Origin of the sequence: Thalassolituus pacificus (genome assembly GCF_025318105.1) — a bacterium.
GTDB lineage: Bacteria > Pseudomonadota > Gammaproteobacteria > Pseudomonadales > Oceanobacteraceae > Venatoribacter > Venatoribacter pacificus.
On the sequence record NZ_JAOANI010000012.1, the window covers coordinates 114160 to 127955 of the forward strand.

Here is a 13796-nt window from a genome sequence, read left to right on the forward strand (position 1 = left end):
TCCGCGCCCGGCCTGCTTATAATCGTGCGATGACGACTTCATCCTCTTCCGTTTATCACGTTTCACCGTCTTCGCAGCGATCACCACAAGCGCCGCTGAGTATTGGCCTGCTGGGCATGGGGGCGGTTGGTACGCTGATGGCCAGCCACTGGCGGCAACACAAGGTGTTTGCTCTGCCCCGCGATCATAAATCTGTGCTTACCCTCAATCTGTTCACCCCCGCAGCGCAAACGGCAGAGCAGCAAACAGCAGAGCATCAGCAATGGCAACTCCCCTGCTGGCAGGGCGAACCCCTCGACTGGCTGGTGCTGACCACCAAAGCCGGCGATACACTGACGGCTTTAAAACCCTGGCTCAACCATCTGCCACGGGTCAACAATCTGCTGTTATTACAAAACGGAATGGGGCAACAGCAGCAATGCGCTGACTGGCTGGCACAACACCGGCTGCATACAAAGCTCTGGGCCGGAATTTCCACCGCTGGTGCTTACCGGCGTGCCGCCAATAACCCTCAAGGCAGCGAGGTGGTGTTTGCCGGTGCCGGACAGACCATCGCCGGGCGCTGGGCGCAGGAAAACCCTGCCGATAATGACAACACAGACACAACACCACTGCCTCCGGGGATAGAGTCCGTCCGTGATATTCCCGCCAGAATGCGCGAAAAACTCGCCGTAAATGCTGTGATCAATCCGCTGACCGCCGTACTGCGTTGCCATAACGGCGAGCTGGTCAGCAACCCGCTTTATCTGCCACAGTTACAGGCACTGGCGGCAGAAGTAGCCGATCTGTACCAACAATTGCACTGGCCACTGTCTCAGGATCTGAGCGAGCGCGTACAGCAGGTGGCGCAGGCCACGGCCGCAAACCGCTCCTCCACACTGCAGGATATTCTTGCGGCCAGACCCACCGAGCTGGTGTTTATTTGTGGATACCTGCAACAGCAGGCACAGAGCCTGGGTCTGACACTGCCGCTGACCGCCCGGTTAATGCGGCAGCTATCCGACTGACAGAAACAAAATGAGGACTGGCAGGATGCAGCAGGACACGCACAGGAGACTTCAGTCACCATGTTATTAGCGCGGCAGAAAACCATGCTGGCCACAGTGACGGTCTGTGCGCTGATTATTATCCTCACCACACTGGCGTATATTGCCGCCGCCGATCGCGTCGGGCGCGAGCAATTAGCACCGGAAATCAGTGACGCTTTTGCCGATATTCTGCAGATTCAGCTGACCCACAACATTACCGACCTGCCAACACTGCAATCCATGCTGGAGCGTTTTACCCGTCATTTTCAGATCCGCGAAGCGGCGCTCTACAATAGCCATGGTGAACGCATCAGCCACAGTTACCGGCGCGCGCCTCAACTTTCAGCCAGTCTTGACGACAGCCTGCTGGTCAGCAAACTGCATCAATACCGGCTCAGCAGTCCGCGTGGTGAACTGCAACTACTGGTGATCAGTGATCGCTCCCTGCCCGGCTTTTTTATTCTTGATACCCTGACCACCACGTTGTTTGTGGTCAGCATTTCTGCCCTGCTGATTTTTGCGTTGTACGCCCTGACCCGACGCTGGCAAAAGCGCCCTTACCTGCAATTACTGAGCAGCGTGCGTCGCGCCACGCGTGATGGTGAAAAAGAAGAAGCCATTACGATCCGCAGCGATGATCCGGATATTCAGCCGCTGACCAATGCACTGAATGATTTACTGTGGCAGTACGATCAACGCACCCGGAATTTACGTAATGCCCATCAACAGGCAGAAAGCGCACGCCTGCGAGCGACCCGGCTGTCCACCGAAACACGCCAGATTAACGAAAACCTGGCGCAGGAAATTTCCGTGCGGCGCGGCATCGAAACCCAGCTGAAAAATACCCAGACGCTGCTCGACGGTATTATTAATGCGATGCCATCGGCATTATTCACTCTGGATGCCCAACTGCGTATTGTGCAATGCAATCAGCAGGCCGGAGACTGGCTGGGTAAACAGCGCCAGCAATTAACCGGCCGCCACTTGCTGCAGCTGATTCCGGAACTCTCCCCCCACGCCGATCTGCTGAATGCTGCCGAACAGAATTCGGCCACTCATAAACTGGAAAGACTGGCGATTAACAGTTTTATTCAGCCGCTGATGACCGACACCATGATTTATCCGTTGCCGGAACAGCAACAGGCAAAGCTGGTACTGCGTATTGATGACGTATCACAGCGCCTGCAGCTCGAAGAAATTATGGTACACAGCGAGAAGATGATGACGGTCGCCGGACTGGCAACCGGTATTGCCCATGAAATTAACAACCCGCTGGGAGCGATTTTACAGAACCTGCAAAATATTCGCCGCCGTCTGCAGCCGGGCCTGCCGGCCAACGAACGTATTGCAGCAGAAACCGGTCTGCCGCTGGAAAATCTGGATCTTTATTTGCAGCAACGCCATATCCTGCAGTTTATGGATAATATTCAACAGGCGGGAGAACGCGCCGCCAATATTATTGCCAACATGCTGCAATTTTCCCGCAGCGATCAACAACAAAAACAACACATCGACCTGAACGCCCTGATCAATAACACCTTGACCATCGCCCGCGGGGATTTTGGTTTACGCCATATTCAGCTGAAATTTTCCGCCAGCACATCCCCCGCCTGGGTCGAGTGTCTGCCTGGCGAGATCGAACAGGTGCTGCTGAACCTGTTGAAAAATGCCGTGCAGGCGCTGAGCGATTACCCGTCGGAAGATACGCACTGGCAACCGATGATTCACCTCAGCATCGAACATCGCGACCAACAGCAGGTGATTGTGCTGGAAGACAATGGGCCAGGCATTCCCGCAGCCGTTGCCGCACATATTTTCGAACCGTTTTACACCACCAAAGACGTGGGAGAAGGCACCGGGCTGGGCTTATTCGTTTCTTATTTCATCATTACCAGCCACCACCATGGACAGCTGCGCTATCGCCCTGCCAGCCAGCAAGGCGGAGCCTGTTTTGAGATTGCTCTGCCAGCGGGTGATTGAACCCAGGCATAATCACTTTGACTCAGAACACCAATACCCATACAAACACCAACACCAGATGAATTATTTTCAAGCCAACCATGTGGATAATTCACTGCCTTTTGTACCCTCGCTATTGACCCATCGCACAGGGCTCTATACCCTTCGCGCTTTCAGGTGCCCTCAGCATTTTTACTGACGAGGGTTAAACGGGAAGTCTGGTGTCGCGTGTTCCTACCGCCAATCCAGCGCTGCCCCCGCAACGGTGATCAACCATACTGATAACAAATGCCACTGTGCTGTGCATGGGAAGGTGTTATCAGCGAGCTGCTCTCAGCTCAGGTTGTAAGCCCGGATACCGGCCTGAATAACGATACTGACGTTGCGGTGGGCGACGGAGACCGATCGCAATAACTGCTGCATCATTGCAGCGCACTTTGCTTTTTGCGCCTCCGCCACTGCAACCGCTTTTTTGGGTTTGCGGGTGAGCACTCTGAATACTGTTTTTTTGCAACGCTGTGGTTTTTGTTCTCTCTTCACGCTGGCTTGTTTAACCGGTGAAGCATCATTGCATGCGGAAGAAGCTCAGCTGGGGACAATAGAGACGCACGCGTCTTCACCGCAAACGTTAAATCGACCCGGATATCAGTTTTTTTCGCGGACAGATATTGAACGTCGCTTTGCCAATCTTAGTGAATTCCTCAGTCAAGTAAATGGGATACAGGTACAACAGTTAAGTGGACTGGGTAATCCGGCACTTATCTCCATCCGTGGTGCAACAGCGCAACAAACAAAAGTGTTAATTAATGGCATCGAGAGTACTGATGCACAAAATGGTGGTTATGATCTAAACCAGTTACCGATCAGCCAGATTGAAAGCATTGAAATTTCTCAGGATGGTAGCAGTAATGGCTACGCTGATCGTGCGATTGGCGGCACTATCAATATTATTACCCGTAAGACAAAGAGCAATTCTCAGCTCGGTATTCAGGCAGGTTCTTATGGAACCTACCGGGCATCGTTAAGCCAACAAGCTGCCAGAAATATCAATATTCAACTGGAACACGAACAGAGTAACAACAACTATCTGTATCCGGTCGCAAGCCCAGCGTTCGATAGTCAAAACCGCAATAACAAAGAGGCACTGAATAATGCCGGTTTTTCGCGTCAATCAGTACAGGTTAATAGTGGCTCTGAGGAGTTAACGGCACGTCTGCGTCTATCTCAACAAAAAAAGAACATTCCTGATTATTACCGTAATCATCCTGACAATAATGCATATCTGAGTGAACGTAATGCTGTTCTGGAATTAAATGGTGAACAGAGCCTTTCCAGCATGCAACAACAATGGCGGATAGGACACTCTCAACGTTTTGAAAACTTTCGCAATACACTGGGCCTGATAGGACTTAGCCAAAATGATAACCGCTATCGATATGAAAAAAATTATCTGTCCGCTTCAAATATAAAGACCTGGGCACAATGGCAACACCGCGTTGACCTGAACTTCAGTGAAGAAACCTATCGCAGTGACTACCGTTTGGACAACGACAGTAAGCGCTGTCTAACGCCTCAAGGCAATTGTGATGCTTTTTCATTTCAGCGAAGTACAAATATCGGATCGCAACTTAACTGGAATAGCAAGAGTCAGCAACAACAGGCATATATCGATATATACAGACAGAATACCAGCGACATCAGTCGTCAACGTTATGCTATCGCAGATGGAAGCACTCAGAGTGATGCGTTTATCGGTGCTGCTATCGGCTATCTCTGGTATTCAGATCACAGTGACTGGAGTTTAACCTGGAAGCGTGCGGCACGAATTCCAACCTTGTATGAGCGCTATGGCAATCATGGTCTTTTTTTAAGTAACCCTGATCTGCAACAGGAGATAAGCAATACGCTTACTCTGAATAATTTATGGCGCATTACTGAAAAAACGCAGATATCCGCTTCAGTATTTTATCGCGACCTTGATAATGCCATTGTACCTGTCTATGACGCACGCGGTATTGGCCGCTACGAAAACACCAGTCAGGCAACCCTGACCGGAGTTGAATGGAATGCAGCCTATTGTGCCGATTATTGGTTCGGCACATTGTCAGGCAGTCATTATGACAGCCTGACAACCAGTGAGATAAGATCGTTTGATGAGAAGAAATTGCCTGGCACTTACCACACCAGCCTGAAAGCCAGTACTGGATTCAACATTTCAAAACATCACATCGAATCCAGCGTTGAATACAGTGACGATTTATACATAGACAGAAGCAATCTGATTGAGGGCGAAGCACGCGCGCTGATCAATCTATCATACCGCTACCAGGCAACAGATCACGAAGCAGGTCTTCGCATGATCAATATCAGCAATAACCGTTTTCTTGATTTTACCAACCGCCCGACGACTGGTCGGGAATGGTTGATCTTTCTTAACACCCGTTTTTAAAAAGGAAAAGAGATGAAAAATTACTCATTCATTCTTCTGGCCAGCGCATTATTAGCAGGATGCTTTGGCGACGATGATAAAAAATCAACACCACTGACTGAAGGCTCCTATGCCGTACAAACCGTAGCAGCTGATTACACAAGTAGCTCCGTCGTTACCGGAAACATTCTGGGTGAGCGATCTGTTTCACAAACCATTCTGGTAAAAGACAAGTCGGATTTCACCGTGAATACATACGGAAAATACCTCTACCATATCGGTCGGTACAACACAGACAGTATCGCTCGCTATGATTCTACCAATAGCCTGAACGTAGCCCAATGGGAGTACAGTACTAATGATAATGGTGCGGAGAAATCTAACCCATATAAAATCGTTCATGTCTCCGATGATAAGGCTTACGTAATCCGTTACGGCGCCAAGACGGTATGGCAAATAAATCCTCAAGCAGAAACTTCCGACCAGTTGGTTGTCGACACCATTGACCTTTCAGCCTACAACTATCCTGATTCAGACTTTCCCCGTATGAGTGAAGCCGCGTTCTATAACGACAAACTGTTTGTAGTTATGCAGCGTCTTGATGCTGCCTATAAACCACAAACAGCTTATGTTGCCGTGATAGATACTGCTGATAACACAGAAATTGACACCGATCCAAACACGAGCGGATTAAAAGGTATTCCACTATCTGTCACTAACCCGATTTCAGCAGAAGCTGACAATGGATATCTCTACATTGCAGGTCGCGGCAACTTCGGTTCTGACACTGGTGGTCTGGAAAAAATAGATATGACAACATTTGCTTCCAGCAATATTATTAACAACACTACGTTTACATCTCTGAATAATACTGAAACTAACACTTACTTCCATATCACTGATGTTGCACTGGCCAGCGATCAACACGGTTATGTCACGGTAAATATTGAAAAAAACTACGATACACTATCGTCAAAAGTGTATGAATTTAATCCAACCAGTAAGACAATAGGTCAGTCGCTCAATATGACTTCATTGAATGAAGTCATCATTTCAGATATTGCAATCGATACTAACCAACGCCTTTGGGTAGGAGTTTCCAATAAAACAAACCCTGGTATCGTCGTAATAGACACCGACACCAACACTCAAAGTGGTAATCGTATTGAACTGCAAATGCCACCTAAATCTATTAATTTCCTGAGTATCAACTGAACGGAGATCATATGGGCAACCGCTTATCAAAAATCGTAACCAAAACAGGTGACGGTGGTGAAACCGGTCTGGGTGATGGTTCACGCGTCAGCAAAAGCAGCGAACGTATCCACGCTATTGGTGATGTGGATGAGCTGAATTCCTGGATGGGATTACTGCGCGCCGAATTGAGCGCTAATGATGACCTGCAACCGCTGTTGCATCAGATTCAGCATGATTTATTCGATCTCGGTGGTGAACTGTCTGTACCAGGGTTTTATGCTCTGAGCGAAGAACTGCTGCAGGATATTGAAGATAATCTGGAAGCCCTTAACGATACCCTGCCACCGTTAAAAGATTTTATCTTACCGGGTGGTAATCGTTGTGCAGCCTGCGCGCACATGGCGCGTACCGTTTGTCGCCGAGCTGAGCGTTCTTTGGTCGAAATGGCGCGCAGTGAAACAATAAGCACACTGGCGCTGCGTTATCTCAACCGTTTATCAGACCTGCTGTTTATTCTCGCCCGGGTTCTCGCCCGACGTGACAATGGCCAGGAGGTTATCTGGCAAAGTCGGCATAAACGCGATAATAATGCGCAATAATTGAGCGTTAAAACCAAAAAAATGCCCACATCGGTGGGCATTTTTTTACTGGCAGATCCGGAATCAGACTTTAAACTGCTCTACCCGTTGAGCCAATGAATCGGTAATGGCCTGAGTCTGCCGCACCGCCTGCACCGTGCCTTCGGCATTACTGGAGGTTTGCTGGCCACTGTCGCGAATGGCTTCAAGGTTGTTTTCCAGATCAGTGGCACTGCGTTTCTGCTCGTTCGCCGTCACTACAATATCGGTCGTTTTCTTCTGAATATCGCCCATACTGATCTGAATTTCATTCAGCGTCGTACCGACCTGCTCAGAATGAGAAACGGTGCTTTCCACCATTTTCCGGTTCACTTCCATCGTATCAACAGCGCTAATGATGTTTTTCTGTACTTCGCTGATCAGCCCTTCAATTTCCTGCGCTGACCCCTGAGTACGGCTGGCAAGAGTACGAACCTCATCGGCAACCACAGCAAAACCGCGCCCTTGTTCACCGGCCCGGGCTGCTTCAATGGCTGCATTCAGGGCCAGCAGGTTAGTTTGCTCGGCAATCCCTTTGATGGTGGCCAGGATACTGCTGATACTGGACGAATTTTCAGCCAAACGATTAACCGCCTGCATTGAATTCGCCATTTCATCCGATAAGCTGCGCACCTGATCCATCACCTGAGTCACGACTTTTCCGGCTTCATCCGATTTTTTATGACCACTGTGCGCCGCCTCTTCTGCTTCTTCCGCCAGTTGCGTCACGGTAACCGCACGATCGGCCATGTCGCTGATAATTTGTGAAACCTGATTGGTTTGTTCCAATTGTATCTGCACGGCCTGACGGCTGCGGTTGGCAATACTTTCCACTTCATTCACATTGGCGCTCACCGAACCAGCACTGTCTTTGACCGCGGTCAGGGTATTACGGATGTTACCGATCATTTCATTAAAGGCATCGCGTAATTGTCCCATTTCATCACGGCCATTAAATTTTATTTCATGGGTCAGATCACCATTAGCAATATCCCGCGCGGTTCCGGAAAAGCGTTTAATGGTGTAGCGAATAGACATAAAAAAGGCGAGATACAAATAGACAATGATCGTCAGTGCCGATAGCAGAACCAGAGCAAGAACACCGATGCGTTTTTGTTGGTCATCAAGACGAGACTGCAACTTACGGTTAATTAACGGAAAGGCTTTGCTTTCAAGATCTTTGATAACTTGCCACTGAGTCTGGTAAAACTGATCAAAATCCTGCCAGCTGGATTCGATGGTTGCGGCAGCAATAATATCTTCGTCTATTTTCATACGAATATTTTCTACAGCTTTAACACCCGCCTGAGCAGATGTTAATAAATCGGCATCACCAATCGCTTCTGCGCTGCTGACCATGAGTTGCATATTCGGCTGTGCCGCCAACAGCTGATCATAAACAACGTTCATCAGATCGTAGGTTGCTGACTGCAGATACTGTTCTACGAAGGCGTATATTCCCGACGCATGGCCCATACCAATAACACCATTGGTTTCGGGCAGTGTCATAACAATACCGACCAGACGCTGAATATCACCATCTGAATCCAGTGAAATACCGGAAGACTGGGTATACTGACGAATGACCAGATACAGCTCATCGATAACAATCTGATAATATTTGTACTGATCGCGGAACGTTGGCTGACGATGTTCACCGCTCATTTTCAGACGATGAGCATATTTTTCTTCCCAGCCTTTCAATAAGGAAATCAGCTCCTCATCTTCTGTAGTCTGCAGCAACGTTTGAATCTGCTGAGGAATTTCGTTCATACGCTGTTCTGCACGTGCGCGGAGTTCATCATTATTCTGATGCGGCACCACGGCAGCCAGGTCACGGAATGCTTCAAGCTCATGGGCAAAATTAAATAATTGCTGAGTGCTCTGAAGCCCACTTAGCTCCAGCTCTGTTTTTTTCATGGACTCAAACGCCGCAAGAAACACCTGTCCACTCAGCACCACAAGAGGCACCATAAACAAAAAACTGATCAGGCCGAATTTGGCAGCATAATTCAGCTGCCCCATAAATTTGATTGCCGGCCACATTAGTGCTTTCAGCATAGACTCCTCACACCCTTACTTATGCTTGTTATCTGGAAAACTGCCGGCGTCAGAATCATCGGTCACCGGCAACTCTCTGGGTACTATTTATTGCTTATGCAGCATTGGCTGAACGTCTGGCCGCAAGAGCACCACTACATCAGAACATCGCGTAAATCCTGCAGGTACATAACCAGCCTCTGGCCAAAACGTGCTGCTTCCGCACCGTCTACGACCCGGTGATCATAGGACAGCGACAGCGGCAACATAAGACGCGGCACAAAAGCCGAACCATCCCATACCGGTTGCATCGACGCTTTCGATAAACCAAGAATGGCGACTTCCGGCGGATTCACAATGGGGGTAAACGCTGTACCACCAATACCTCCGAGACTGGACAGACTGAAACAGCCGCCCTGCATGTCAGTTAATGGTAGCTTACCCAGTCGGGCCAATTCGGCCTTATCGGTAAGCTCTTGTGTAATTTGTGTAACCGACTTCTGATTAACATCACGAATAACCGGCACCAGTAGTCCTTTCGGCGTATCAACCGCCACTCCGATATGAACATACTGTTTCAGAATCAGTTTCTCGCCATCGGCACTGAGCGAAGCGTTAAACACAGGGAAATCTTCCAGTGTTTTGGCAATCGCCTTAAGCACAAAAGGTACAATGGAAAATTTTATTCCCTGGCGGGCATAGCGATCATTTTGTTGCTTACGATAATTTTCCAGGTCAGTAATATCGACCTGATCAAATTGCGTGACTTGTGGCACATTCAGCCAGGCCGTTGTCATCGCCCGTGCTGTCGCACGCTTAATATTATTCAGTGGGCTTTCACTGACCGGCCCGAATTTAGCGAAATCGACGACCGGAACGGTAGGAATTCCAGCTCCCGTTTGCACCGTTGAAGACGCTGCACTTAATCGCTGTTTTACATAATGCTGGATATCATCTTTAGTAATCCGGTGCTTAGGGCCATTACCTTTAACTAACGCCAGCTCCACACCAAATTCGCGCGCCAGCTTGCGTACCGCCGGACCGGCATGAACTTCAGCAGCGGAAGAGCGCACATCAGCAGCAGGAATCGTTGCTGTAGCGGCAGTTGCTGCGACTGTTGTTTGTACTGCTTTTTCTGTTGGCGCCACCTCAGGCGCTGCAGATTCAACGGCGTTGTTTTCCGCAGATACAGCATTACCAGCAGCCGGCTGTAATTTAAGCATCACATCACCGGCACTGACTTTATCACCGGTTTTAACGGCGACACTGATTACGGTACCAGCCTGACCGGCTGGAATCTCCATCGACGCTTTATCTGATTCCAGCACCAGCACCGTTTGTTCGGCATCAATCTCATCACCGGCACTGACCTGCACTTCAATCACTTCCACCTGCTCAGATCCGCCCAGATCAGGAACAACAATATCTACGGCTTCTGTTTTTTCGGAAGCTGGAGTAGCTTTTTCCACTGATTTCTCTGCGTTCTTTTCTGTATCAGCAGCCATCGCTTGCTCAGTGTCTACCGTATCTTCAGACTCAGAAGCAGACGGTGATGAATCGGCTGTATCGCTATCCAGTTCACCGAATACATCACCGCTGCTGACTTTATCGCCCACTTTAACGCTCAGGCTTTTAATCACACCGGCAGTTTCTGCCGGAATCTCCATCGTCGCTTTATCGGTTTCCAGCACAATCAATGCTTGTTCCGCTTCCACGCTATCACCGGCGCTTACCAAAATTTCGATAATTTCAACCTGACTGGGACCGCCGAGATCCGGAATTTTTAAAGTCGTCATGCATCCATCCTCAGCTGTACAGTGGGTCAGGTTTAGCAGCATCAATATTCAGCTCGCTGCGCCACTGCTCAAGATCAGCGGCTTTTAACGCGCCACTTTTTACCAGCTCGGTACCGGCCGCCCAGGCCACATGCTGCCAGTCGACTTCAAAGAAGCGGCGTAAATTTTCACGCGAATCACTGCGGCCAAAACCATCAGTACCCAGTGTTTTATAACGACGTCCATCGGGAATAAATGCCCGGATTTGTTCGGCATAGGTTTTCATATGATCGGTCGTTGCAACGATGGGGCCCTCACTGTCCGCCAGTTGACGGGTTACCCAGGGCTGGGGCATCTGTTCGCCTGCCGTTAATAAATCGGTACGATCACACGCCAGACCATCACGACGTAGCTCATTAAAAGAAGTCACACTCCAGACATCGGCGGCGATGCCTTTTTCTTCCAACCACCTGGCTGCCTGTTCAACCTGGCGTAAAATAGAGCCGCTGCCCAGTAGCTGAATACGCGCCGGCTTCTTATTTTTCGCACCTTTAATTGCCGATGTTTTCAGGCGATACAGCCCGCGTTTAATCCCCTCTTCCACACCTTCCGGCATCGGCGGATGAACGTAGTTTTCATTCAGGCTGGTGATGTAATAGAAGACTTTTTCTTTCTTCTCATACATGCGCTTCAGACCATCCTGAATAATCACTGCAAGCTCATAAGCGTACGTCGGATCGTAGCTGACACAGTTGGGAATAGTGGACGCCAGAATATGACTGTGACCATCCTGATGCTGCAAGCCTTCGCCATTCAGGGTTGTCCGCCCCGAAGTTGCACCAAGCAAAAATCCCTGACACTGCATATCGCCAGCCGCCCAGGCCAGATCACCAATGCGCTGGAAGCCAAACATGGAGTAATAAATATAAAACGGAATCATCGCCAGACCGTTGGTACTGTACGAACTGCCCGCTGACATCCAGGCGGCAAAAGCACCAGCTTCGTTAATACCTTCTTCCAGAATGCGGCCTTTTTTATCCTCGCGGTAATACATCACCTGACCCTGATCAACCGGCTCGTATAACTGACCTTCGGATGAATAAATACCTAACTGACGGAATAAACCTTCCATACCAAAGGTGCGCGCTTCATCCGGCACGATTGGTACTACGCGGTCACCCATGATCTTATCTTTCACCAGTTGCGACATAATGCGCACAAACGCCATGGTGGTGGATATTTCACGCTCACCGCTGCCTTCGGTCTGAGCTTTAAAAAACGCCAGATCCGGAGCGGTTAATGCCGTCCAGTTTTCTGTGCGCAGTGGTAAATAGCCGCCGAGTTTTTCGCGCTGCTTGCGCATGTATGTCAGCTCCGGGCTATCCGCCGGTGGCCGGTAAAAGGGCATATGCGGCAGGTCTTCATCACGTACCGGAATATCAAAACGGTCGCGGAACGCTTTAATGCTTTCGATATCGAGTTTTTTAACCGAATGCGCCTGATTCTGCCCTTCAGCTTCGGCACCCATGCCATAGCCTTTAATGGTATGAGCCAGAATAACCGTTGGCTGTCCTTTATGATTTACCGCCGCGTGATAGGCGGCATAGACTTTATAAGGATCATGGCCGCCACGGTTAAGACGGAAAATATCTTCATCAGATAAATCTTTAATTAATTCCGTCAGCTCCGGGTATTTATCAAAGAAATGTTCTCGGGTGTATTTTCCGCCTTTGGCTTTGTAATTCTGATATTCACCATCAACGGTTTCGTCCATACGCTTCTGCAGCATGCCTTTACGGTCTTTGGCTAATAACGGGTCCCAGTGACGTCCCCACACCACTTTAATCACATTCCAGCCAGAACCACGAAACTGGCTTTCCAGCTCCTGAATAATTTTACCATTACCCCGCACCGGGCCATCCAGGCGCTGCAGATTGCAGTTAACCACAAAGATTAAATTCTCTAATTTTTCCCGTCCGGCCAGACCAATAGCACCCAGGGTTTCCGGCTCATCACATTCGCCATCCCCCAAAAAGGCCCATACTTTGCGGCCTTTGCGTGGCAACAGGCCCCGAGCTGACATATAGCGCATAAAATGCGCCTGATAGATCGCCTGTAAGGGTCCAAGCCCCATCGATACCGTCGGAAATTGCCAGTAATCCGGCATTAATTTCGGGTGTGGATAAGACGATAATCCCGGCGCTAAGGCTTCACGGCGGAAACGTTCCAGATCCGATTCCTGAAAACGACCTTCCAGATAAGAACGGGCATAAATACCCGGCGCCACATGGCCCTGATAATAAATCAGATCGCCCAGTGGTGATTCATCACTATTGGCATTAGGCGCGCGGAAAAAATGGTTAAAAGCCACATCATAAAGTGTGGCACTGGAGGCGAAGCTGGAAATATGGCCACCTAAATCGCCAGCGCCTTCTTTGTTGGCGCGCAGCACCATCGCCAGCGCATTCCAGCGCACCAATGAACGGATGCGGCGTTCCATAAACAGGTCACCGGGCATCGGTGCTTCATTTTCCGGAGCAATGGTATTGCGGTAAGGCGTATTCAGCGCATAAGGCAGCGGCATGCCATCACGGGTGGCACGTTCGGCGATACGTTCGATCAGAAAATGGGCGCGTTCGACCCCTTCGGCGCGGATCACAGAGTGAATGGCATCGACCCACTCTTTGGTTTCCTGCGGATCAGGATCGACCGTAACATCCTGATTTAACTTGCGTTCATCCATTGTGCATTC

The 13796-nt window shown here is 49.5% G+C and carries 8 protein-coding genes and 1 riboswitch; of the genes, 5 read left to right on the forward strand and 3 right to left on the reverse strand.

Annotated features, from left to right (window positions below):
• Nucleotides 1-29: 29 nt before the first annotated feature.
• The 5 genes from NYR02_RS03565 to NYR02_RS03585 all read left to right on the forward strand — a co-directional run bounded on the left by NYR02_RS03565 (nt 30) and on the right by NYR02_RS03585 (nt 7211).
• Nucleotides 30-1007: a ketopantoate reductase family protein gene (locus NYR02_RS03565; RefSeq protein ID WP_260975021.1), complete on the forward strand. Its 978-nt coding sequence runs from the start codon at nt 30-32 to the stop codon at nt 1005-1007.
• A 60-nt stretch (nt 1008-1067) separates the two neighbouring features.
• Nucleotides 1068-3008 (forward strand): two-component system sensor histidine kinase NtrB, encoded by a 1941-nt coding sequence (locus NYR02_RS03570; RefSeq protein ID WP_260975022.1) that lies wholly within the window; start codon nt 1068-1070, stop codon nt 3006-3008.
• A gap of 136 nt (nt 3009-3144) precedes the next feature.
• A riboswitch (cobalamin riboswitch) is annotated at nt 3145-3368 on the forward strand.
• A gap of 103 nt (nt 3369-3471) precedes the next feature.
• Complete coding sequence (locus NYR02_RS03575) at nt 3472-5436, forward strand: TonB-dependent receptor plug domain-containing protein (protein WP_260975023.1); 1965 nt, start codon at nt 3472-3474, stop codon at nt 5434-5436.
• A gap of 12 nt (nt 5437-5448) precedes the next feature.
• Complete coding sequence (locus tag NYR02_RS03580) at nt 5449-6630, forward strand: NHL repeat-containing protein (protein ID WP_260975024.1); 1182 nt, start codon at nt 5449-5451, stop codon at nt 6628-6630.
• An 11-nt stretch (nt 6631-6641) separates the two neighbouring features.
• Nucleotides 6642-7211: a cob(I)yrinic acid a,c-diamide adenosyltransferase gene (locus NYR02_RS03585; protein ID WP_260975025.1), complete on the forward strand. Its 570-nt coding sequence runs from the start codon at nt 6642-6644 to the stop codon at nt 7209-7211.
• Nucleotides 7212-7274: 63 nt separating this feature from the next.
• Here NYR02_RS03585 and NYR02_RS03590 read toward each other — a convergent pair whose 3' ends face one another.
• The 3 genes from NYR02_RS03590 to aceE form a co-directional block, all read right to left on the reverse strand.
• Nucleotides 7275-9290 (reverse strand): methyl-accepting chemotaxis protein, encoded by a 2016-nt coding sequence (locus NYR02_RS03590; RefSeq protein WP_260975026.1) that lies wholly within the window; start codon nt 9288-9290, stop codon nt 7275-7277.
• 134 nt (nt 9291-9424) lie between these two features.
• On the reverse strand, nt 9425-11065 hold the full coding sequence (gene aceF, locus NYR02_RS03595; protein WP_260975027.1) for a dihydrolipoyllysine-residue acetyltransferase: 1641 nt from the start codon (nt 11063-11065) through the stop codon (nt 9425-9427).
• A gap of 10 nt (nt 11066-11075) precedes the next feature.
• Nucleotides 11076-13787, reverse strand: coding sequence for a pyruvate dehydrogenase (acetyl-transferring), homodimeric type (gene aceE / locus NYR02_RS03600; protein WP_260975028.1), 2712 nt, complete (start codon nt 13785-13787; stop codon nt 11076-11078).
• Nucleotides 13788-13796 lie beyond the last annotated feature (9 nt).